Source organism: Arthrobacter sp. C2 (assembly GCA_024207135.1).
In the GTDB taxonomy this organism is placed as follows: Bacteria; Actinomycetota; Actinomycetes; order Actinomycetales; family Micrococcaceae; genus Paeniglutamicibacter.
Window position 1 is genome coordinate 3632850 of record CP042428.1, and the last position, 20602, is coordinate 3653451.

Here is a 20602-nt window from a genome sequence, read left to right on the forward strand (position 1 = left end):
GCAGGATGGGAAACATGACCAACCTTGTATCCCCAGAACTTTCATTCCATGACGGCAACACCATTCCGCAGCTCGGCTACGGGGTGTGGAAGGTCGAGGACGACGTGGCCGCCGACGTGGTCGTCCAGGCCTTCGCCGCCGGGTACCGCCACATCGACACCGCCCGCATCTACGGCAACGAGGAGGGTGTCGGCCGCGCCATTGCCGCCACCGACGTCCCGCGCGAGGACATGTTCATCACCACCAAGGTCTGGAACGCGGACCAGGGCTACGACTCGACCCTGGCCGCCTTCGACGCCTCCCTGGAGCGCCTGGGCCTGGAATACCTCGACCTGTACCTGATCCACTGGCTGCAGCCCAAGCAGGGCAAGTACGTGGACACCTGGAAGGCGATGATCGAGCTGCAGAAGTCCGGACGCGTGAAATCCATCGGCGTCTGCAACTTCACCGTCGAGGCGCTCGCCGAGCTTGAGGAAGCCACCGGGGTGCTGCCGGTGATCAACCAGGTCGAAACCCACCCGTACTTCCCGCAGACCGAACTGCGCGAGTTCGAGGCCTCCAAGGGGATCCTGCACCAGTCATGGTCGCCGTTGGGCCAGGGCAGCGAGCTGTTGGCCGATCCGGCCCTGGTCGCCATCGCCGAAAAGCACAACGCCACCGTTGCGCAGGTCGTCATCGCCTGGCACCTGGCGCTGGGCAATGTGGTGATCCCGAAGTCGGTGACCCCCTCGCGCATCGTGGAAAACCACGCGTCCCTGGGCGTGAAGCTGGACGAGGCGGACCTCGCCGCGATCAACGCGCTGGACAAGGGCGCCGCCGGCCGCATTGCCGCCGACCCGGCAGTCAGCGACTTCGCCTGATCCATGATTCGGGCCCCTTCGAGGCCCGAGCTCGTCCAACGGCCGGTGGCCGTGGAGTTCCCTACGGAATTCCACGTCCACCGGCCGTTGAAGATGGCGTCGGCTCAGTCCAGGATGGCCCAAGGGGTGGCTGAACGGTCGTCGCCGGCGAGCAGTCCCGCTGCCCAGTCGTCGCGCAATTGGCCGCGCAGCGCCGCCCCCAGTCGCGCGGTGCCCTCGAACCGGAAGCCCAGCTTCTGGGCGACGCGGGCCGAACCGAGGTTCCCCGCGTACGCGTTCCAGCCGACCCGCGCCAGGCCGAGCCCCTCGGGCGCGAAGGCGAAGTCCAGCACGGCATTGCAGGCCTCGGTCAGCAAGCCACGGCCGCGGAAGTCCGGTGCCATCCAGTAGCCCAGGTCGGCGGAGCCGTTGGCGACCCGGTAGAGGCCCACGACCCCGGCCAGGGTGCCCGCCGAACGGATTGTCCAGGTGTGCTCGGTGCCCTCGGCCCAGGTCGTCTCGGTGTGCGAGGTGACGTACTCCAGGGCGTGCTCGCGCAAGTAGGGCACCGGGATCGGCACCCAGTCCTGGATCTCGGGATCCTGGCAGGCGGTAAAAACCGCCTCGGCATCATCGGGTGCGGGAGGAACAAGCTCCAGGTTCGCGGTGGCCAGCGAAAGTCTTTCCATGGAAAAAGACTAGCCGTTCACGATGGTGACGAAGGCGCGCTGCCAAGCCCACGTGGCGCTCGCGCTCCTGTTCAACCCGGTGTCCCACGGGGTGTAGAGCCGAAACCCGCGCTTCCCGGGTTTGCCGCCCGTGGCCAGGATGCCGTGGTCGGGCAGATCCTTGGCCGCAAGGATGAAGTTCTCGACCTCGTCGGAGAGCGAGTACGGCCTCGTCACGCCGTTCTCGTCGCGTTGCCACAGGGCCGTGAAGAGGCCCGCCTTCGTGGGCGTCACCTTGGCCGAGCTGAACACCGCCGGGGTGCCGAGCGCATCGGTCGGTTTCCTTTCATCAACCTCGACTCCAAGGTCGCGGGCGAAAGCCATCCTCACCGGCTGCGGCCGAAAGCGCTATCGCATCCACCCGCGGCTGCCACCGGTACGTCCCGCACCTGCTATCCGAAGGCTCTGCTTTACACGGCCGTCAGCGACTTCGCCTAGACGGGCAATGGCGGCCGGCGTGCGGTGCGGAATTTCACCGGATTCCCAGGAAATTCAGTGTTGCGCCGGTGGCGTGGCGATGCTAAAAAATTAATACCCGCAGCCAAGCGGGGCAGCGGGATCGTCAGATGTCAAAGCTGTGAAGGAGAGAACAATGTTGATGCGCTCAGATCCGTTCCGTGAGCTCGACAAGCTCGCCCAGCAGATATGGGGAACCGCAACCCGGCCGGCAGCCATGAGCATGGACGCCTGGCGTGAGGGCGACACGTTCCAGGTCGAGTTCGATCTCCCGGGGGTAAGCCCCGATTCGATCGACCTGGATGTTGAAAACAACGTCGTGACCGTGAAGGCCGAACGCGGCGCACTGGGAGAGAACCTCGAAATCCTTGCCGCTGAGCGTCCGCGGGGAGTGTTCAGCCGCCAGCTGGTGCTGGGGGAGAACCTTGACACGGCGAACATCGACGCCAGCTATGACGCGGGCGTGTTGACCTTGCGGATCCCTGTTGCCGAACAGGCGAAGGCACGCAAGATCGCCATCACCAGCAAGGAATCCGACCGCCCTTCCATCAGCGCGTAAGGAATCCGAAGACGCCTGCCGGGCGGGGACGCCAACGGGCATCCCCGCCCGGTCCGGGCCAGGAAAATTGAAAGGCATAGCAGTGGAGTTCCGCGATCCCTACGCGGTGCTTCGCCTGGATTCCCGGGCCAGTGCCGCAGAGATTTCCCGTGCCTACCGCGCCCAATTGCGTATGCACCACCCCGATACCAGGGCGGGACCGGACAATGAAGAACATGACCTGCAGGAACGCTTGCAGCTGCAGGCAGTGATGGATGCCTATGCGGTCCTGGGAAACGCCGCCGCCCGATCGGCGTACGACCGCGAACACCAGGAGTCCACCCACCGGACTTCGGTGCCGGTGCGGCGACGGCACGCAGTGCGCGTCGGCAAGCCGGATGTGGTGGCCGGGCCGCTTGTTTGGGTCCCGCCCCGGAAAAGGGGGGCGCCTTGAATGCCTGGCATCGCTATGATGCGCCGCTGCTACCCGAGTTCCTGGAGCGTTTCGAGGCGCGATGGGGCAAGGGCACGGCGCCGTTCCTGGATCCCGAGATCCACGAACTGCCGGTTCCTCGCGCCCAGTGGGTCAACGCGGATACCGGGGCCGCGCTGGCGGTGGCCCCGATGTGGACCGTGGATGAGCGGCGCCGCTGTTTCGCCGTGCTCTACCTGCCGCCCGTGAGTGGGATCTGGATCCTGCGTCCGGGCGTCACCGACTACGTCGAATCCCGCAACGAGGAGGAAATCAAATTGCGCAACGACTCGTTCAAGAAGGCCGTGGAACATGCTCGGTCGTTTATCCACGGGACCGAGCCATAGGGAATCGTTGTTGAAAGCACGAGGGCCCGTCACCTGGTGGTGACGGGCCCTCGAACCAAAAAACGAGCCCCCTGCCAGAATCGAACTGGCGACCTTTTCATTACGAGTGAAACGCTCTACCAACTGAGCTAAGGAGGCACCGTGGTGCGCAAGCACCACAAGTGAACACTTTATAGGAGTCTATCGGCAGCGGTCAAAACGGCCCGGCGCAGGTCCCGGCTCAACAGCGCAATCCGTCGGCCGGAACCGTGCCGTCAAGGAAATAGGATTCCACGGCGTCGGAGATGCAGCCGTTGGACCGGCCGTAGGCGGTGTGCCCGTGGCCCTCGAAGGTGACCAGCGAGGCGGACTCGAGCTGTTCGGCCAGCGACTGGCTCCAGGCGTATGGGGTGGCGGGGTCCCCGGTGGTGCCGATGACCACGATGGGGGCGGCGCCCTTGGCGGTCAGCTCCCCGGGCTTGCCGGTGGCCGGGTACTTCCAGTCCTGGCAGCCCACCGGGCCATAGGCCAGGTACTTTCCGATGGTGGGGGCGGCCTCCACCAGGGCTTCGGCCTCGGCGCGCATGGCCGGGATGCCGGCATCCGTGGGGTAGTCGAGGCAGTTGATGGAGGTGAAGGCGGCGGTGCCGTTGCCGGTGTAGCTGCCGTCCGATTCGCGCCCGGCGCTCAGGTCGGCGAAGTACAAGATGTCATCGACGTTCCCGGCAATTGCGTTGCGCAGCCCCTCGGTGAGCATGGGCCAGGTGGAATTGTCGTAGAGCGGGATGATGAAGCCGTTGACGAAGTCGATGATCGGGACGCGGCGACCGTCGCTGGAGACCATCGGGTTGGCCTCGACGGAATCGAAGAGCTCCCGCAGCTGGTCCAGGGCGTCCTCGAGCTCGCCGGTGAACGGGCAGTCCCCGGAATCCAGGCAGTCCTGCATGTAGGCGCGGATCTCGTGCTCGAACCCGACGGCCTGGCCCATGGTGATTTCGTTGTTGTCCAGCGTGGGGTCCAGGGCCCCGTCCAGCACCAGGCGCCCGACGTTCTGCGGGAAGAGCTGGGCGTAGTGGGCGCCCAGCGAAGTGCCGTAGGAGTAGCCGAGGTAGTTCAGCTGCTTGTCGCCGAGCGCCGCGCGCATCACGTCCATGTCGCGGGCCGCGGAGACGGTGTCCACGAAGCCCAGGGCCTCTCCGGTGCGCTCGGCGCAGAGCGCGGCATACCCGGCGCTGGCCTTGCGCATGGCGGCCAGGCCCTCATCGGTGGTGGCGTCGAATTGCTCCGCGCGGCTGGCGTCCTGCTCCTCGGGGTTCTCGCATTTCACCGGGGTGGAGGAGCCAACCCCGCGCGGGTCGAAGCCGATGACATCGAAGCCGCGCTGCAGCTTTTGTCCGAACATCGTGGGGACCGCGTCGCGGACGATCTCGAGCCCGGAGGCGCCGGGCCCGCCGGGGTTCACCAGCAGGGAACCTGCGGCGTTCTTGGCGCCGGGGCGCTTGTTCAGCGCCAGGGTCATGGTGTCCCCGCCCGGGTTCGCGTAGTCCATCGGAACGCTCAGTTCGGTGCATTGCAGCACCCCGCCGCAGGACTTCCAGTCCAGCTCCTGCGCGTAGAACTTCTCCAGTCCGGCGGGGACCGCGTCCGCCGGCGCACCGGCGGAAGGCTGGGCTGCCGGGGCGGTGGCCGGCGCGGGTGCCGGTGCCTCGACGGTGGCCGTGGAGCAGGCGCCCAGCAGCAGGGCCACCGACCCCAGGACGGCAATCACGGACAGGCGGCGGGGTGCTCTCATGCGGGCTTCGGGCTCCTTGGTGGCGGATCTGGGATCTCGGGGCGGGAAAGGCGGGTAATGATGAAAACGACGCTACTTGGCCGGGCGCAACGCGACCATCATGGCTTCCATGGCCAGCAACGGGGCCACGTTGGCGCCGATGCGCGCGCGGGCCTCTGCGATCGCGTCGATCTTCGCCACCGTGGCCTCGGGCCGCGACGCGTTGGCGTAGGCGTGCAGGTTCTCGCTCAGGTACTCGTTGACCAGCTCGGTGCCGCTGTTGAGCTGCAGCAGCAGCACGTCGCGGAAGAACGTGGTCAGGTCGATCAGCGAGCGGTCCAACGCATCGTGGGTCGAGCGCCGGGCGCGGCGCTTGGCGTTTTCCTCCAGGGCCTTGAACTGGCCGCGTTGCTGGGGCGGAATGGGCGAATCGGCATCCATGCCCAGGGCGGTGCGCAGCGCCGCGGCTTCGCTCTCGGCACGTTCGGTGGACGAAGCGGTGGCCTCTGCGGTGGACAGTTCCACCAGCTCGGCCGCGGCCATGACGGCGTCGGAGACCGAGCGGATGCGCAGCGGCATGCGCACGGTCCGGTCCCGGCGGCGGCGGGCCTCCTCGTCGCGGGCCAGCCGGCGGGCAATGCCGATGTGCGACTGGGACACCCGGGCGGCGAAGTCGGCCTGTTCGGCGGTGAGCCCGTCGCGGCGCACCAGCAGCTCGGCGACGGCCTGGCGGGTGGGCACCGCCAGGGAGACCGAGCGGCAGCGCGAGCGGATCGTCACCAGCACGTCGGCCGGGGACGGGGCACAGAGGATCCAGATGGTGTGCGGGGGCGGCTCCTCGATGGACTTGAGCAGCACGTTGGTGGTGCGCTCGGTCATCCGGTCCGCGTCCTCCACGATGATCACCCGCCAGGGTGCGGTGGAGGGCCGGTCCTGGGCCTTGGTGATCAGTGTCCGGACGTCCTCGATCTGGTAGTTGACCTTCTCGGTGGCGATCAGCGCGACATCGGGGTGGGTTCCGGCCAGCACGGTCACGCAGGCCTTGCATTGCCCGCAGCCGCGCTGTGCCGGATCGGGCACCAGGCATTGCAGGGCCGCGGCAAAGGCGCGGGCCGCGTTCGAGCGCCCCGAGCCCGGGGGACCGGTGAACAGCCACGCGTGCGCCGGGTTGCCCTCGGCGACCGCGCGGCGCAGCGCGGTGATGGCCTTGTCCTGCCCCGGCAAATCGTCCCAGACCTCCACGTTAGGCCCCCGGCCGCTCGAGCAGCGCGGCGACGGCGACGGCGATGGAGGAGGCCAGTGGCTGGACCCCGGTGGCGGCATCCAGGACCAGGTAGCGGCCCGGCTCGCGGGAAGCGAAGTGCACGAAGGCATCGCGGATGCGGGAATGGAACTCGTCGGGTTCGGATTCGAGGCGGTCCTCGGCCACCGGCTGTCCGTCGGCGCCAACGGTGCGCCGGGAGCGGCCGTCGGCCGGCGTGACGTCCAGCAACACCGTCAGGTCCGGGACCAGCCCGCCGGTGGCGAAGTCGTTGATGGAGCGCACCGCGTCCTCGCCCAACTCCCGTCCGATGCCCTGGTAGGCCAGCGACGAGTCGACGTAGCGGTCGCAGACGACCATGGTGCCCGCGGCCAGGGCGGGGCGGATGACCTGTTCGACGTGGGCGGCACGGGCCGCGGCATACATCAGGGCCTCGGTGCGTGCATCGACGGTGCCCTGCCCGTGGTCAAGGACCAGGGAACGCAGCTTCTCGCCGATCGGGGTGCCGCCGGGCTCGCGGGTGTGCAGCACGGTGTGCCCGTTTTGGCGCAGGTCCTGGACCAGCAGGGCTGCCTGCGTGGATTTTCCGGCACCGTCACCGCCCTCGAAGACGATGAAGCGGCCTGCGTTGACGGGGTTTGGCTGCGCGTTGCTCACGCCTTCTAGCCTATCCGCACCGAGCCCCTGTCGGCTCATCGAGCGGGCGTCGGCGCGCGTCACCATCTGGGGCGCGGGCCGGGCCAGGGAGTAACCTGAAAAACATGACTCGCCCCGCTTCCGCTCCGTGGGCCCCGGACACCGTCGTGGTGTCCGCCGGACGCCCGCCGCACGCCATCGACCAGCCCGTGAACCCGCCCATCGTGCTTTCCTCGACCTTCCACTCGCTGGGGGCCCCGGGAGCCGGGGAGAAGGTCTACGGGCGCTTCACCAACCCGACCTGGGACCCGCTGGAGGAGACCATCGCCACCCTCGAGGGGTGCGAGCTGCCGGCGCTGGCCTACGCCTCGGGCATGGCCGCGGTGGCCGCGGCGCTTTCGCTGCTGCCGGTCGGCGGCACCATCGTGATCCCGGCCCACGCCTACAACGGCTCGCTCTCCCTGGTGGCCGAGCTGCAGGGGACCCTGGGGCTCACGGTGCGCCACGTGGACCTGGCCGACACCGAGGCCGCGATCGCCGCCTTCGCCGGGGCCGACATGGCCTGGCTGGAATCGCCCACCAACCCGATGCTGGAGGTCGCCGACCTGCCGGTGCTGCTGGCCGCCGCCCGCGCCGCGGGCGTGCTGTCCGTGGTTGACAACACCTTCTCCACCCCGCTGCGCCAGCGCCCGCTGGCGCAGGGCGCCGACGTGGTGGTGCACTCGGCCACCAAGTACATGGGCGGGCATTCGGACGTGGTCCTGGGCGCCGTGGTGACCGGGAACCCGGAGCTGCGCACCCGCCTGCACACCATGCGGACCCTGCACGGGGCGATCCCCGGGCCCTTCGAGGCCTGGCTGACGCTGCGCGGCATCCGCACGATGGCCCTGCGCCTGGACCGGGCCGAGGCCAACGCGATGGAACTGGCCGTGCGCCTGTCCTCCCACCCGGCGGTGTCCAAGGTGCGCTACCCGGGGCTGCCGACCGATCCCGGGCACCAGCGTGCCGCGGCGCAGCTTGACGGGTTCGGGGCGATCCTGTGCCTCGAGGTCGCAGGAGGCGCTGCCGCGGCCGACGCCATGCTCGCACGGCTGGAATTGTGGACCCCGGCAACCTCGCTGGGCGGGGTCGAGTCGCTGGCCGAGCGGCGCCGGCGCCACCAGGGGGAACCGGACACGGTCCCGGAGAACCTGGTGCGCCTGAGTGTCGGAATCGAAAACATCGAGGACTTGCACGCCGACCTCGTCGCCGCGCTGGGCGTTGGCGGCTAAGCTGAACCCCATGGTCTACGCGCACTTGTTTGAGTACTATCTGCTGTTCGCCCTTGGCATCGTTGCCGCGGTGCTGGCCCTGCTGGCGCTCATTGACGCCGTGCGGCACCCGGCCGCCAACTACCAGCGCGAAAACAAGCGCACCAAGCCGTTCTGGATGGGCATGACCGCCGCCGCGACCCTGGTCTGCGTGCTCTCGGTGCTCTCCGGCGGCGGCGGCGGGATCTTCCAGCTCATCGGCGCCTGCATCGCCTGCGTGTACCTGGCGGACGTCAAGCCGGCGGTGTCCGGCAAGGGCGGCTACTACAACTACTGAGCATCCGGCGGGTTCCGCACCCGCCGCACCGGTGCCTCGAACGCGGCCGGCACGCCCCCTCGCGGGAGCGTGCCGGCCGCGTTTCCCGGTTCCGGGTGCTCGCGGCTAGCGCACCGTGTCCGCATCCAGCTCGATGGCCTCGACCCGGTCCCCGGGCCCGGCCAGCAGCAGCACGCGCGCGGCCTCCAGGCCTTCCAGTGCCGGCAGCACCGCCTCGAGGGCCGTGGTGCCGCCTTCGGCACGCGGGAGCACCGTGACCACGGCGCCGGTGTGCGCCGCGATGGCCGCGGCCAGGTCCCGGGCGTTGGCGCCGGCGACCAGCAGCACCTCCCCGATTGCCGGTGCCTGTTCCTTGGCGGGCGCCGGGGCCGCGGCACGGTCGTGCCGCCACAGCGCGAAGTGGTACCCGGCCACCAGCCCGGTGGCCACCAGCAGGCCCAGCGGTGCGCGGACGCGTTCGAGCAGGCCCGTGCCGCCGGCGTCCCCGAGCATGAACTCGAAGAGCCGGAAGCCGATCACCAGCAGCGTGACCAGGGCGACCACGGCGCTGATCCCGAAGACCAGCACCAGGTAGATCCGCCGGCCGTGCGGTTCCGCTGGACGGGCCGGACGCCAGGTGAACCACCAAAGTGGCCCTCCGATGGCCAGGGAGCTCAGGCCCGCCAGCAGCAGCGCGGTCGCGTCGGTGCCGCCCAGCCGCGTGGTGCCCGTGGCCAGGGCGGCATTGATGACGACCCCGATCCCCGAGGCGGCGGCGGCCAGGGCGATCCCGGAGATCGCCAGCTGCGCCGCGGCCGGGACCGGCTCGGGCCGAGCCCGCGCGATCCGGGCGTGGTACAGCCAGGACAGCGTGCCAAGCAGCGCGGCGGCCAGCGCCTCGGGTGCCGGTTCCAGGATCGCCGGCACCGGGTCGGTGCGATCCAGGCCCAGGCGCAGCAGCACGTAGAGCAGCACCCCGGCCCCGCCCAGGGCCAGGAGCGCGGACCCGGCGACGCCGATTGCCACCAGCCCCACGCCGGCCAGCTTGGTGTGCAGCTCGCGGGCGCCCTCGCGGACCCAGTGCCACCACCAGATCAGGATGCCCCCGGCGGCCCACACCAACAGGCCGAGCCCGGGCCGCCACCACGGAACCCCGATGGCCGCCAGTTCCCCGTCGGTCCCCAACGCACGCTCGAAGAGCACGGCCAGCGCGTTGGTGCCGGCACCCAGGCCGATTGCCAGGCCCAGGACGGTGCCCAGCACGAGCGGGACCTTCGCCAATGCCTCCGGGCCCCGGCTGCGGTGCCCCAGGATCCACCGGTGCCACACCCAGACCCCCGCCCAGGGCAGGGCCTGGGCCAGGGAGGACTTCCAGGAACCGGTGTCCCCGCCGGCCAGCGAAGCCAGGGCGCCGATGCCGAAGCTGGTCGCGGTCACCAAGGAGGTCACATACATGGCAGAGACGTAGATGCCCCAGGCCGTGGCGCGGCGTTCGGCCGGATCCGCCAGCATGCGCCAGGAGGCCCAGAACGCCACGGCACCCAGCGGTCCGCCAACCAGGGCCAGGGCCAGCCACAGCGCCAGCGACGAGGAATCATTGAACGCGATCGTCTCGGACGCGGTGAACACCCTGCCCAGCAGCCCGCCGACTCCGGAGGCGGCCAGGGACACCAAGACGAAGAGGAGAGCAAAGAGAATGATGCGGCGCAGCGTGCCCAGGGCGGGGGCGCCGGGGCGGCTGGTTGCCGCGACGGGGGCGCTCACGGCCCGACTTCCGTGTCCTGGCAGGTGAGCAGGGGCCACGGGGCGTTGGAGATCAGCCACCTGTCACCGATCCGGGACAGGCCGAAGGATTCCTCGCTGGCGTATTCGGGGCCGGAGAAGGGGCCGCCGACGTTGGTGTAGGAAATGGAAACCGCGACATCGGCGGTGGTCTCGCGCTGGGTCGTGGAGATGAGCGCAACGCGGATGTTCCGCTCCGGGGTGACTGACTCGAACCCCTTGCACCGGCTGTCCGCACCGGGCTCGAGGAAGCGTGCGGCGGCGGCCTCGTCCCCGCCGATGACGGCGGTGACATAGCCCTGCACCACCCCGGCCGGAGTGGAGGCATCCAGCGGTTTCGGTGCTCCCCGAGTGAGCACGACGACAACGGAAACGAGCACGAGTGCGGCGATCACGCACAGCAGGACCAGAAGAGGTTTCCCGGGCCGCCCAACATCTTTGGCCATGGCACAAGTATGGGGCCACGGAGGGTGTTTTGCACACCCGCGCGGGATCGTGAAATCCGGGGCTGGCTAGTTCAGTTCCGCCAAGGCCAGGGCGCCGGTGCGCGGGGCCACGGCCTTCCACTTCACGGTCAGCTCGCCGAGGCGCCAGCGCGAGGCCGAGTCGCAGATCGGCCAGCCGTTCTCGCGCAGGGCCCGGCACATGGCCACGAAGCGCTGTTTGTTTCCGAAGGAGGCCAGCGGTGCGGCGGAAAGCCATGCGGCATCGGCCGCTGCGAGGAATTCGTGGATGCGTTCGCCGGCGATGTTGCGGTGGATCAGTGCCTTGGGAAGGCGCTCGGCGACATCGGAGGGGCGGGTGAAGGCGCCGAAGCGCAGGGAAATGCTCAGGGTCTGCGGGCCGTTTTTCGTCACGGCGACCCAGGAGCTGCGCCGGCCGATCTCATCGCAGGTGCCCTCGATGAGCACGCCGTTCTCGGTCAGCCGCCCGGCCATGGTTTCCCAGATGCCGGCCACGTCTTCCTCGTCGTATTGCCGCAGCACGTTGAAGGCGCGGATCACGGTGGCCTGCGTGGGAATGGGGATCTCGAAGCCGCCCAGCAGGAAGTCGAGCCCTTCCAGGTGCAGGGCGGTTCCGCGGGCCACGCGTTCGGGTTCGATCTCGATGCCTACCACTTGGGCCAAGGGTGACACGGAGCGCACGCGGTCGAAGAACTCGACGGCCGTGGCAGGGGACGCTCCGTAGCCCAGATCCACCGCAATGGGCGGGGCCCCGGTGGTTCCGGGGCGCAGGCGCCAGGCCTGGGGCCCGGTCATCCAGCGGTCCACGCGGCGCATGCGGTTGGGATTGGTGGTCCCACGGGTCGTATTGCCCAGCGGGCGACCGGTCAGCGACCGTCCGCCGAGCCGAGTCGCTTTCTGAACCATTGGCTTAAGCGTAAAGTGCCCGGTGCCGCGACCCGCGCGTGTCACGGAATAAAGTAAGGCACTTCACGCGTCCTAGAATGGGTTTCATGACTTACACCCTGATCCTGCTGCGCCACGGGCAAAGCGAGTGGAACGAAAAGAACCTGTTCACCGGTTGGTACGACGTCACGCTCACCGAGCAGGGCCGTGCCGAGGCAACCCGAGGCGGCAAGCTGCTCACCGAGGCCGGACTGGCCCCGGCAGTGCTGCACACCTCGCTGCTCAAGCGCGCCATCATCACCGCCAACCTGGCCCTGGAGGCCGCGGACCTGTCCTGGATCCCGGTCAAGCGCAGCTGGCGCCTGAACGAACGCCACTACGGCGCCCTGCAGGGCAAGGACAAGGCGGAGACCCTGGCCGAATACGGCGAGGAGCAGTTCATGGAATGGCGCCGCAGCTACGACACCCCGCCGCCGGCCCTGGCCGACGACTCGGAATTCAGCCAGATCAACGATCCGCGCTACGCCAACCTGGGCGACGACGCACCGCGCACCGAGTGCCTCAAGGACGTGCTGGTGCGGATGCTTCCGTACTGGGAAGACGAGATCAAGCCGGACCTGGCCGCGCACAAGACCGTTTTGGTCACCGCGCACGGCAACTCGCTGCGCGCCCTGGTCAAGCACCTGGACGGCATCAGCGACGAGGACATCGCCGGCCTCAACATCCCCACCGGGATCCCGCTGGTGTACGAATTGAACGAGGATTTCACCCCGGTCACCCGTGGCGGGCAGTACCTGGATGCGGACGCAGCGGCCGACGCCATCAAGGCCGTGGCCAACCAGGGCCGCTAGGGTCCAGCACGAGATTCCCCTCCGAGGGGGATTCTCGGGGCCGTGTCCCCTGCCCGGGCGGGCGGGGGACACGGCCCCGATCCGTTGGGTGGAAGGTGCGTTTTTGGCGGTTTGCGGAGCCCGCAAGCAAGGCCGCCCACTGTGTCCGGCGCCATGCGGATGCGGCGGGCCAAGGCGCCCCGAATGTGTGTCTGATCACAAAATGTGCGCGACGGGCTTAAAAAGAAGAATTGGCACTTGCGCACACGGGTTCATGCTGTACTGTGTCGTCTCGACGTACCCCTGAATCACGTAAGGATTGCATTTCGTGGCAACTGATTATGACGAGGTCCGGCCAGACGTAGCCGAGGCCCGTAAGGCCTCCCTTGAAGCGGTCAAGTCCGCAAACGCTCCCGACGCACGCAGCGTCTCCCGAGACCTGGATGAGGAAGACACCTCTGACGGTGTCGAGCTGGCGGGTGCCGACCTGTCGAACGAGGAACTGACGGTCACCGTCGTTCCGCAGAAGGAAGACGAGTTCCTTTGTGGCTCGTGCTTCCTGATCCGCCACCGCACGCTGCTGGCGCGCGAGGCAAATGGCGTGGCATACTGCCGCGACTGCGAAGGCTAAGGAAGCCAACGCCCACCAAGCTCTGCCGCTGCACTTTTTCGCGCAACGGCGCCCGCCCATCGACGGCCAATGGTCCTCGGTGCCGAGGGTGTCCGCGTGCGGGATGGTTGTGGCGGTTTGGCGTTTAAGCGCACAAGGCGCAGCACAAAAAACGCGCCGGCCCGGCCCCGTGGGGGTCGATCCCGGCGCGTTTTTCGCGTCTTGAAGGCTAGAAGCCGGTGATGTCCGGATCCCATTCCCCGGTGACCAGGTAGGAGACCTTTCGTGCCACCGAGACGCCGTGGTCGCCGAAACGCTCCAGGTAGCGGCTGGTCAAGGTGACGTCGGCGGTCATCGGCCCGGAGTGGTTCCACTCGGGGGCGGCGACCGCCTTGAAGATCGAGACATGCAATTCATCGATCTTGGTGTTCAGCTCGATGATTTCCCGTGCCACGGCCAGATCGCGGCTGTCCAGCAACTCCCCGACCTTCTTCGCGATCGCGATGTCCAGCTCGGCCATGGCCTTGAAGGTGGGGGCGATGGAATCGGGGACCACCTGCTGCGGGAAGCGCAGGCGGGCCAACTGGGCCACGTGGCGGGCCAAATCGCCCATGCGCTCCAGCGAGGCGCTCATGCGCAGGGATCCGACGATCATGCGCAGGTCCGAGGCCACCGGGCCCTGGAGGGCAAGCACGTCGATGGCGCGCTCATCGAGCTGGTTCTGCAGGAAATCGATCTTCGCGTCCTCGCCGATGACTTCCTGGGCCAACTCGATGTCCGCATTCGCAAACGACTCATAGGCCCGTTCCATGGCCGAGGCCACCAAACGAGACATCTCGATGAGTTCTTCTCCGATTTGCTGCAGATCGGCCTGGAAAACCTTACGCACGCGGGCGTCCTTTCACTACGGTGGGGCACCGCGTCCGGCACGGACGACGGAACTGTTCATGTCCATTGTTACAGCACCGGGTGAATCATCCGGGGGAACGAGGTGAACGTTTGGTGAATGAGTCGCCGATTTCCCCGCTTTGGCGCGGGTCGGGCTTCGAACCCCGGCTAGGCTAGGAGGCGTGAATGATGTCTTGCTATCGGTGGTTGCGGGCCTCGTCGGGTTGGCCCTGGGCATTGTGGGCATCATGGCGTACCGCGGCTCGATGCTCTCCCGCGGCGGGCTGCCCGTGGTCGGCGAACCAACGCTGCCCGAAGGTTCCGCCGAAGTGCTCTCGGTCATTGGCCGCGCCTTCGTGATCCTCGACGAGGTCGACGGGGTGGTGCGCGCAAACCCCGCCTCCTATGCCTATGGACTGGTGCGCGGGCACACGCTGATCCATGAGGAGCTGCGCGCCCTGGCCCGCAAGGTCCGCGCCGACGGCGTGATCGCCGAGCGCGAATTCGAGCTGCAGCGCGGCACCATGGGTGCCACCAGCATGTTCGTGCACGTGCGGGTCGCCCCGCTGGGGGATGAATACATCCTGCTGCTGGCCGACGACCGCACCGAAATCACCCGCACCGCCGCGGTCCGCAACGACTTCGTCGCCAACGTCTCCCACGAGCTGAAGACCCCCGTCGGGGCGATCTCGCTGCTGGCCGAGGCCATCGACGGTGCCGCCGACGACGAGGTTGCCGTGCGCCGCTTCACCACCCGGCTGCACAAGGAATCGGCCCGGCTGGCCGCGTTGGTCCAGGACATCATCGAGCTCTCCCGCCTGCAGGGCACCGACGTGGTACAGGCCGGAGAGTCCATCGACCTCAACGACGTGCTCGCCGAGGCGGTGGACCGCAACAAGCTGCCGGCCGAGGAAAAGCGCATCAAGATCTCCGTGGGCGGCACCGTGGAACAGGCGGTCTTCGGCGACCGCGACCTGCTGATGACGGCGTTGCGCAACCTCATCGACAACGCGATCCGCTACTCCCCGGAAGACACGACCGTGGGCGTGGGGCTGCGGGCGCGCGACGGATTGATCCAGATCTCCGTCACCGACCAGGGCCCGGGCATAGCCCCGGACGAGCAGGAACGGATCTTTGAACGTTTTTACCGCATTGACGCGGCACGCTCCCGACACACCGGGGGCACCGGGCTGGGGCTGAGCATCGTCAAGCACGTGGTGGCCAACCACGGCGGCGAAATCACCCTGTGGTCGCAGCCCGGACAGGGCTCGACCTTCACGGTGCGCCTTCCGATGCTCGAGGAATCCAGCGAACAAGACAGATCGCTTCCCTCGCGGAACGATCACATACAACACGGCGCGCGCCCTTCGGGCGCTCTGCCGGAAGGAGGCCGGGGATGACCCGTATTTTGCTGGTTGAGGACGAGGAATCGCTTTCCGACCCGTTGACGTACCTGCTGGAAAAGGAGGGCTTCGAGGTCCGCGTGGCCGAGAACGGCCTGGATGCCGTCACCGAGTTCGAGCGCCACGGCGCCGACCTGGTGCTGCTTGACCTGATGCTTCCGGGCCAGCCCGGCACCGAGGTGTTTCGCCAGATCCGCATCACCTCCCAGGTGCCGGTGATCATGCTGACCGCCAAGGACTCGGAAATCGACAAGGTCGTCGGCCTGGAGCTGGGCGCCGACGACTACGTCACCAAGCCGTACTCCTCGCGGGAACTGGTGGCCCGCATCCGTGCGGTGCTGCGGCGCCAGGGCGAGGGCGACGAGCTGGTATCCAACATCGTGGCCGCGGGCCCGGTGCGCATGGACGTGGAACGCCACGTCGTCTCGGTGCGCAGTTCGGAGGTTCCGATGCCGCTGAAGGAATTCGAACTGCTGGAAATGCTGCTGCGCAACGCCGGCCGGGTGCTGACCCGCGGGCAGCTGATCGACCGGGTCTGGGGATCGGACTACGTGGGGGACACCAAGACCCTGGACGTGCACGTGAAGCGGCTGCGGACAAAGATCGAGCCGGAGCCGGCTGCCCCGGTGCACCTGGTCACGGTGCGCGGGCTGGGCTACAAGTTCGAGGCCTAGTCGGCCGGTGCGACGGACCCCGTCTTGGCGCTGCCAAGCCGGGGTCCGTCGCATGCTTCGCCCGGGCATCTGGGGCCAACGACGGTTAACGACAAAAACGATGGGCCCGGAGGATTCCTCCGGGCCCATCGCTTTTGAATCTTGAATTCCACCGTCGGCGCCGTGGCGCCCGGGCCGCCTAGTGTTCGGCTGGCTTCGGGGACGGGGTCAAGTGGTTGAGGACGCTCGGGTCGAATCCGCCCGGAACGTACTGGCGGTATTCCTCGAGCGTGCCGTCGATCACCGGGACACCGACCTCATCGGAGTTCGGTCCAACAATCAGCGTTGCCTTGGCGTGGGCTCCGGGGGCCACTCCGGTGGAAGGCAGGAGCTTTTCGTTCTCCGTCTTTTCCAGCTGGACGGCGCTCTTGGCGGGGACCGCAATGGTGACCGAGCCGGTCGACAGCTTCAGTTCCAGGGACTGGGCGGTGTCGGTGTTGTTGACCAGGGAGCCAAGTACGCGGGCCTCGTCGGTGGCGCTCTTGGTGACGAGCATCAGGTTGCGGACATCAAGTTCGCCGACATTGAGCACGATTCCATCGGATGCGGCGTACTGGAACGTCGTCGCTTGTTCGTTGATGGCGCCACAGCTTGTAACACCAAGGGTCAACATGGCCAGTGCGGCTGCTGCAACGACGCGGCGTCCACGGTTCTTCTGTGCGGTCATCACGGCACAAACTCCTCAATCAGGTTCGAGTTCGGGTGAGCTCGTGGGCACACGGGTTGCACCCGAGGGAGCCACTCTCGTCCCCTAGCCTAATGGGTTTTGTTCCGAATGTATGATTCGGCCCCCGGCGTAAGTGTCATCAATGCGCTGATCAAGACACTGAACCGACCCGAAATGACCGCTTGACATAGCACTAGATCGGCCGCTTGGGAAGGGCCAAAACCGCGCCATTGCTAGGGAGTAGGGGAGGGCCCCGAATCGTTTTGACCAATTATCGTGATAAACTGGTTAACGGGAAAGGGGTTTATCCACATGGTTTTTGAGGTTGGCGAGACAGTTGTCTACCCGCACCACGGTGCAGCAATGATCGAAGAGATCAAAATGCGCACCATCAAGGGCGAAGAGAAGATGTATCTCAAGCTTAAGGTTGCCCAGGGTGATTTGACCATCGAGGTTCCGGCAGAAAATGTCGATCTCGTTGGTGTGCGCGACGTAGTTGGGCAGGAGGGCTTGGACCACGTATTCGAGGTATTGCGTGCCGAGTTCACAGAAGAGCCTACCAACTGGTCACGCCGTTACAAGGCGAACCTGGAAAAGCTGGCTTCCGGCGACGTGATCAAGGTGGCAGAGGTCGTTCGTGACCTGTGGCGCCGTGACAACGACCGCGGTCTTTCCGCAGGCGAAAAGCGCATGCTTGCAAAGGCACGCCAGATCCTGATCAGCGAACTTGCGCTGGCCAAGAAGCTCGACGAAGAAAAGGCAGAAACCGTCCTCGACGAGGTCTTGGCTTCCTAGCAGCTTTCCAGCACTATTTGATTTGAACCCCGGTGGGGGTCCGGACTCCGCAAGGAGCCCCGGACCCCCACCGGCATTTAACCCGCCATCTGCCGGGCATCGCCGACGGGGAAACGAACACCGCTAGGCTTGGGTGCGTGAATTCCCCCATTTCTCTAAGCCGGCCAGAGATCCAACAAACGGCGATCATTGTGGTTGCGGCCGGCTCTGGAACCAGGCTGGGCTTCGGCATCCCCAAGGCACTGGTTCCATTGGCCGGGCGGTCGCTGCTTGAGCACGCACTGGACCGCATCCAGCAGGCAGGCTGCGCAACCCAGGTCATTGTCGTCCTGCCCGGCGGCGACACGGAACTGGCGGCACGCGCCGCCGGCCATCCGCTGAAACCACGCTGCGTCGATGGAGGGGAGACCCGCAACGACTCGGTCCGGGCCGGGCTTGCTGCCCTGGACGCGGGAACCGAACGGGTCCTGATCCACGATGCGGCCCGCGCCCTGACCCCGCCGGAGGTCTTCCGCCAGGTGGCCACGGCGCTGGTTGCCGGGGCCCGCGCGGTGATTCCGGTGGTGCCGGTGGTGGACACCATCAAGCAGGTCGCCACCGACCCGGGCCACGGGCAGCCGCACATCACCGGCACCCCCGCCCGCGAAACGCTGCGCGCGGTCCAAACCCCGCAGGGCTTCCACGCCCCCACGCTGCTGGCCGCCCACCGACACGCTGCCGGCCGGGACCGGGCCGAAGCCGAGGCGATCACCGACGACGCGATGCTGATGGAGATGCTGGGCGAGCGCGTGGACACCGTGCCGGGAGCAGCCGCGGCGCTGAAGATCACCACCAAACCGGACCTCGTCCTGGCCGAATCCATACTGCTGCGCCATCCAGAGAAGGAAGCCCCGATGACCGAGCCCACCGGCCACCCGGCCCCGCTGTTGATCCCGCGCACCGGAATCGGGATCGACGTGCATGCCGTCGCCGATCCGTCCGAGTCCCGGCCCATGTGGCTGGCCGGGCTGCACTTCCCCGGGGACCAGGGCCTGTCCGGGCACTCCGACGGGGATGCCGTGGCACATGCCGCCTGCGACGCGCTCTTCTCCGCGGCCGGGATCGGTGACCTGGGCACGCACTTCGGCACCGACCGTCCCGAATACGCCGGTGCCTCGGGTGCCACGCTGCTGGCCGAGGCGGCCCGCCTGGTGCGCGAGGCCGGGTTCGAGATCGGCAACGTGGCCGTCCAGTTCGTGGGCCGCCGCCCCAAGTTCGCCGCACGCCGGCTGGAGGCCGATGCCGTGCTGAGCAAGGCTGTCGGCGCCCCCGTCAGCGTCACCGCCACCACCTCGGACGGATTGGGCTACGAAGGGACGGGCGAGGGATTGACCGCCTACGCCACCGCACTGGTGTACTCGGTCCGCCCCTGATACACCTCGACGGCAGCGCACCGGGGGTTTGACCGCCTCGGATAACCTGTACTGGTGAGCATCCGTTTTTACGACACCAAGCAGGCAGCGACCCGGGACTTCGTTCCCCTGATCGAGGGCAAGGTCGGGCTGTACTATTGCGGCGCGACAGTCCAGGGCATGCCGCACGTGGGCCACGTGCGCAGCGCCATCGCCTTTGACATCCTCACCCGCTGGCTGGAAAACCGCGGCTTCGAGGTCACCGTGGTCCGCAATGTCACCGACATCGACGACAAGATCCTCGAAAAGTCCGCGGCCTCCTTCGCCGATGACTTCGAGGGCGACGAGGACTACTTCGCCAACGAGGCCTGGTTCGCCCTGGCCTACCGCTTCGAGCAGGAGTTCGCCTCCGCCTACGACACCCTGGGTGTGCGCCGGCCGACCTACGAGCCGCGCGCCACCGGCCACATCACCGAGATGCACCAGCTGATTGCCACGCTGATCGAGCGCGGCCACGCCTACCCGGCCCTTGACGACTCCGGCGACGTGTACTTCGATGTGCGCTCCTTCCCCGCCTATGGCTCGCTGACGCACCAGAACGTCGACGACATGCAGGGTGCCCCGGACGCCGATCCGCGCGGCAAGCGCGACCCGCGCGACTTCGCCCTGTGGAAGGGACACAAGGACACCGACCCGGAATCTGCCTCCTGGCCGAGCCCCTGGGGCGCCGGCCGCCCGGGCTGGCACCTGGAATGCTCCGCCATGGTCACCAAGTACCTCGGCACCGCCTTCGACATCCACGGCGGCGGCCTGGACCTGCGCTTTCCGCACCACGAGAACGAGATGGCCCAGTCGATGGCCGCGGGCCACGACTTCGCGAACTTCTGGATGCACAACGGCATGGTCACGTACCAGGGCGAGAAGATGTCCAAGTCGATCGGCAACACCATCTCTCCGACGCAGATGCTGGAACTGGCCACCCCGCGCGTGGTTCGCTACTTCCTGGGCCAGGCGCACTACCGCTCGCAGCTGGACTACCGACCCGACTCGCTGGCCGAGGCCACGGCCGCGGTCGAGCGCATCGACACTTTCGTCGCCAACGCGCTCTTGCGCATCCACAATGTCGGTCCGAACGACGACTTCTCCATCGACATGCACCACTTCGAGGTCACCGAGGCGTTTGCCAACGCCATGAACGACGACCTGAACGTGCCCCAGGCGCTTGCCGCCCTGCACGAGACCGTGCGCCGCGGCAACACCGCGCTCGCAGCCGGCGAGATGGATACCGCGGACGAGGCAATGCAGCAGGTCATGGCCATGACCTACGCGCTGGGACTGGATGACACCATCGAGGCCGGCGGCGGTGCCGACTCGGCCCTGAGCTCGGCTCTTGACGTGTTGGTTGCCGCGCAATTGGCCGACCGGGCCGCCGCCCGCGAAGCCAAGGACTGGGCACGCTCGGATGCCATCCGGGACACCCTGGCCGCGGCGGGAATCGTGGTCGAGGATTCCGCCGACGGCGCCCGCTGGAGCTTGAAAGCGTAAGTTGCCCCACAAAGGGCAAGGAATCGACGTTCTTTG

At 67.6% G+C, this 20602-nt stretch carries 23 protein-coding genes and 1 tRNA gene; 13 read left to right on the forward strand and 11 right to left on the reverse strand.

Annotated features, from left to right (window positions below; genetic code table 11):
* Positions 1-5 precede the first annotated feature (5 nt).
* On the forward strand, positions 6-860 hold the full coding sequence (locus tag FPY90_RS16685) for an aldo/keto reductase (RefSeq protein WP_498682250.1): 855 nt from the start codon (positions 6-8) through the stop codon (positions 858-860).
* Between the two features lie 104 nt (positions 861-964).
* Here the strand turns inward: FPY90_RS16685 and FPY90_RS16690 are convergent, their stop codons facing one another.
* Both FPY90_RS16690 and FPY90_RS16695 read right to left on the reverse strand, forming a co-directional pair.
* Positions 965-1528, reverse strand: a complete 564-nt coding sequence (locus FPY90_RS16690) for a GNAT family N-acetyltransferase (RefSeq protein WP_498682251.1) — start codon at positions 1526-1528, stop codon at positions 965-967.
* A gap of 9 nt (positions 1529-1537) precedes the next feature.
* On the reverse strand, positions 1538-1891 hold the full coding sequence (locus FPY90_RS16695) for a MepB family protein (protein WP_498682252.1): 354 nt from the start codon (positions 1889-1891) through the stop codon (positions 1538-1540).
* A 268-nt stretch (positions 1892-2159) separates the two neighbouring features.
* Here FPY90_RS16695 and FPY90_RS16700 point away from each other — a divergent pair, with 268 nt between their 5' ends.
* The 3 genes from FPY90_RS16700 (at position 2160) to FPY90_RS16710 (ending at position 3380) form a co-directional block, all read left to right on the forward strand.
* Complete coding sequence (locus FPY90_RS16700) at positions 2160-2582, forward strand: Hsp20/alpha crystallin family protein (RefSeq protein WP_498682254.1); 423 nt, start codon at positions 2160-2162, stop codon at positions 2580-2582.
* 67 nt (positions 2583-2649) lie between these two features.
* The gene (locus FPY90_RS16705; RefSeq protein ID WP_286135362.1) at positions 2650-3015 is read left to right on the forward strand and encodes a J domain-containing protein; all 366 of its coding nucleotides are present in this window, start codon (positions 2650-2652) and stop codon (positions 3013-3015) included.
* A complete protein-coding gene (locus tag FPY90_RS16710; RefSeq protein WP_498682257.1) occupies positions 3012-3380 on the forward strand; it encodes a hypothetical protein in 369 nt (122 codons plus the stop codon). The genes FPY90_RS16705 and FPY90_RS16710 overlap by 4 nt, the downstream gene beginning before the upstream one ends.
* 65 nt (positions 3381-3445) lie before the next feature.
* Here the strand turns inward: FPY90_RS16710 and FPY90_RS16715 are convergent.
* From FPY90_RS16715 to tmk, 4 genes are all read right to left on the reverse strand, one after another.
* Positions 3446-3518: transfer RNA gene (locus FPY90_RS16715), tRNA-Thr, on the reverse strand.
* Positions 3519-3600: 82 nt separating this feature from the next.
* A complete protein-coding gene (locus FPY90_RS16720) occupies positions 3601-5151 on the reverse strand; it encodes an alpha/beta hydrolase (RefSeq protein WP_498682260.1) in 1551 nt (516 codons plus the stop codon).
* Positions 5152-5223: 72 nt separating this feature from the next.
* Entirely contained in the window at positions 5224-6372 is a 1149-nt protein-coding gene (locus FPY90_RS16725; RefSeq protein WP_498682263.1) for a DNA polymerase III subunit delta', read from the reverse strand.
* Between the two features lies 1 nt (position 6373).
* Positions 6374-7087, reverse strand: a complete 714-nt coding sequence (gene tmk / locus FPY90_RS16730) for a dTMP kinase (protein ID WP_083411237.1) — start codon at positions 7085-7087, stop codon at positions 6374-6376.
* Between the two features lie 65 nt (positions 7088-7152).
* Between tmk and FPY90_RS16735 the strand changes: the two genes are divergently transcribed.
* Positions 7153-8298 (forward strand): trans-sulfuration enzyme family protein, encoded by a 1146-nt coding sequence (locus FPY90_RS16735; protein ID WP_498682265.1) that lies wholly within the window; start codon positions 7153-7155, stop codon positions 8296-8298.
* A gap of 10 nt (positions 8299-8308) precedes the next feature.
* Positions 8309-8614, forward strand: a complete 306-nt coding sequence (locus FPY90_RS16740; protein WP_071214859.1) for a DUF2516 family protein — start codon at positions 8309-8311, stop codon at positions 8612-8614.
* Between the two features lie 105 nt (positions 8615-8719).
* On the opposite strand, the gene FPY90_RS16745 is transcribed toward FPY90_RS16740, so the two are convergent.
* The 3 genes from FPY90_RS16745 to FPY90_RS16755 all read right to left on the reverse strand — a co-directional run bounded on the left by FPY90_RS16745 (position 8720) and on the right by FPY90_RS16755 (position 11745).
* Positions 8720-10357 carry a DUF5671 domain-containing protein gene (locus FPY90_RS16745; RefSeq protein ID WP_071214860.1) on the reverse strand — a complete coding sequence of 546 codons (1638 nt, stop codon included), beginning with the start codon at positions 10355-10357 and terminating at the stop codon, positions 8720-8722.
* On the reverse strand, positions 10354-10821 hold the full coding sequence (locus FPY90_RS16750; RefSeq protein WP_071214861.1) for an LpqB family beta-propeller domain-containing protein: 468 nt from the start codon (positions 10819-10821) through the stop codon (positions 10354-10356). The genes FPY90_RS16745 and FPY90_RS16750 overlap by 4 nt, the downstream gene beginning before the upstream one ends.
* A gap of 66 nt (positions 10822-10887) precedes the next feature.
* Positions 10888-11745: an SAM-dependent methyltransferase gene (locus FPY90_RS16755; protein WP_071214862.1), complete on the reverse strand. Its 858-nt coding sequence runs from the start codon at positions 11743-11745 to the stop codon at positions 10888-10890.
* 86 nt (positions 11746-11831) lie between these two features.
* Between FPY90_RS16755 and FPY90_RS16760 the strand changes: the two genes are divergently transcribed.
* Positions 11832-12575 carry a phosphoglyceromutase gene (locus FPY90_RS16760; RefSeq protein ID WP_071214918.1) on the forward strand — a complete coding sequence of 248 codons (744 nt, stop codon included), beginning with the start codon at positions 11832-11834 and terminating at the stop codon, positions 12573-12575.
* A gap of 307 nt (positions 12576-12882) precedes the next feature.
* Positions 12883-13185: a DUF4193 domain-containing protein gene (locus FPY90_RS16765; RefSeq protein ID WP_071214863.1), complete on the forward strand. Its 303-nt coding sequence runs from the start codon at positions 12883-12885 to the stop codon at positions 13183-13185.
* A 208-nt stretch (positions 13186-13393) separates the two neighbouring features.
* Here the strand turns inward: FPY90_RS16765 and phoU are convergent, their stop codons facing one another.
* Complete coding sequence (phoU, locus tag FPY90_RS16770; protein WP_071214864.1) at positions 13394-14053, reverse strand: phosphate signaling complex protein PhoU; 660 nt, start codon at positions 14051-14053, stop codon at positions 13394-13396.
* A 181-nt stretch (positions 14054-14234) separates the two neighbouring features.
* Between phoU and FPY90_RS16775 the strand changes: the two genes are divergently transcribed.
* Positions 14235-15452, forward strand: a complete 1218-nt coding sequence (locus FPY90_RS16775; protein WP_286135363.1) for a sensor histidine kinase — start codon at positions 14235-14237, stop codon at positions 15450-15452.
* Positions 15449-16129, forward strand: a complete 681-nt coding sequence (locus FPY90_RS16780) for a response regulator (protein ID WP_071214865.1) — start codon at positions 15449-15451, stop codon at positions 16127-16129. Before FPY90_RS16775 ends, FPY90_RS16780 begins: the two co-directional genes overlap by 4 nt.
* Before the next feature lie 178 nt (positions 16130-16307).
* Here the strand turns inward: FPY90_RS16780 and FPY90_RS16785 are convergent, their stop codons facing one another.
* Positions 16308-16835 (reverse strand): hypothetical protein, encoded by a 528-nt coding sequence (locus FPY90_RS16785; RefSeq protein ID WP_071214866.1) that lies wholly within the window; start codon positions 16833-16835, stop codon positions 16308-16310.
* A 312-nt stretch (positions 16836-17147) separates the two neighbouring features.
* Here FPY90_RS16785 and FPY90_RS16790 point away from each other — a divergent pair, with 312 nt between their 5' ends.
* From FPY90_RS16790 to cysS, 3 genes are all read left to right on the forward strand, one after another.
* Complete coding sequence (locus tag FPY90_RS16790) at positions 17148-17630, forward strand: CarD family transcriptional regulator (protein ID WP_071214867.1); 483 nt, start codon at positions 17148-17150, stop codon at positions 17628-17630.
* A 137-nt stretch (positions 17631-17767) separates the two neighbouring features.
* The gene (gene ispD / locus FPY90_RS16795) at positions 17768-19042 is read left to right on the forward strand and encodes a 2-C-methyl-D-erythritol 4-phosphate cytidylyltransferase (protein WP_498682267.1); all 1275 of its coding nucleotides are present in this window, start codon (positions 17768-17770) and stop codon (positions 19040-19042) included.
* A gap of 54 nt (positions 19043-19096) precedes the next feature.
* Positions 19097-20566 (forward strand): cysteine--tRNA ligase, encoded by a 1470-nt coding sequence (gene cysS, locus FPY90_RS16800; RefSeq protein ID WP_498682268.1) that lies wholly within the window; start codon positions 19097-19099, stop codon positions 20564-20566.
* Positions 20567-20602 lie beyond the last annotated feature (36 nt).

Coding starts and splice junctions, on each gene's coding strand:
- FPY90_RS16685 (WP_498682250.1), top strand. CDS start 6: ATGGGAAACATGACCAACCTTGTATCCCCAGAACTTTCATTCCATGAC.
- FPY90_RS16690 (WP_498682251.1), bottom strand. CDS start 1,528: ATGGAAAGACTTTCGCTGGCCACCGCGAACCTGGAGCTTGTTCCTCCC.
- FPY90_RS16695 (WP_498682252.1), bottom strand. CDS start 1,891: ATGGCTTTCGCCCGCGACCTTGGAGTCGAGGTTGATGAAAGGAAACCG.
- FPY90_RS16700 (WP_498682254.1), top strand. CDS start 2,160: ATGTTGATGCGCTCAGATCCGTTCCGTGAGCTCGACAAGCTCGCCCAG.
- FPY90_RS16720 (WP_498682260.1), bottom strand. CDS start 5,151: ATGAGAGCACCCCGCCGCCTGTCCGTGATTGCCGTCCTGGGGTCGGTG.
- tmk (WP_083411237.1), bottom strand. CDS start 7,087: ATGAGCCGACAGGGGCTCGGTGCGGATAGGCTAGAAGGCGTGAGCAAC.
- FPY90_RS16735 (WP_498682265.1), top strand. CDS start 7,153: ATGACTCGCCCCGCTTCCGCTCCGTGGGCCCCGGACACCGTCGTGGTG.
- FPY90_RS16740 (WP_071214859.1), top strand. CDS start 8,309: ATGGTCTACGCGCACTTGTTTGAGTACTATCTGCTGTTCGCCCTTGGC.
- FPY90_RS16750 (WP_071214861.1), bottom strand. CDS start 10,821: ATGGCCAAAGATGTTGGGCGGCCCGGGAAACCTCTTCTGGTCCTGCTG.
- FPY90_RS16755 (WP_071214862.1), bottom strand. CDS start 11,745: ATGGTTCAGAAAGCGACTCGGCTCGGCGGACGGTCGCTGACCGGTCGC.
- FPY90_RS16760 (WP_071214918.1), top strand. CDS start 11,832: ATGACTTACACCCTGATCCTGCTGCGCCACGGGCAAAGCGAGTGGAAC.
- FPY90_RS16780 (WP_071214865.1), top strand. CDS start 15,449: ATGACCCGTATTTTGCTGGTTGAGGACGAGGAATCGCTTTCCGACCCG.
- FPY90_RS16785 (WP_071214866.1), bottom strand. CDS start 16,835: ATGACCGCACAGAAGAACCGTGGACGCCGCGTCGTTGCAGCAGCCGCA.
- FPY90_RS16790 (WP_071214867.1), top strand. CDS start 17,148: ATGGTTTTTGAGGTTGGCGAGACAGTTGTCTACCCGCACCACGGTGCA.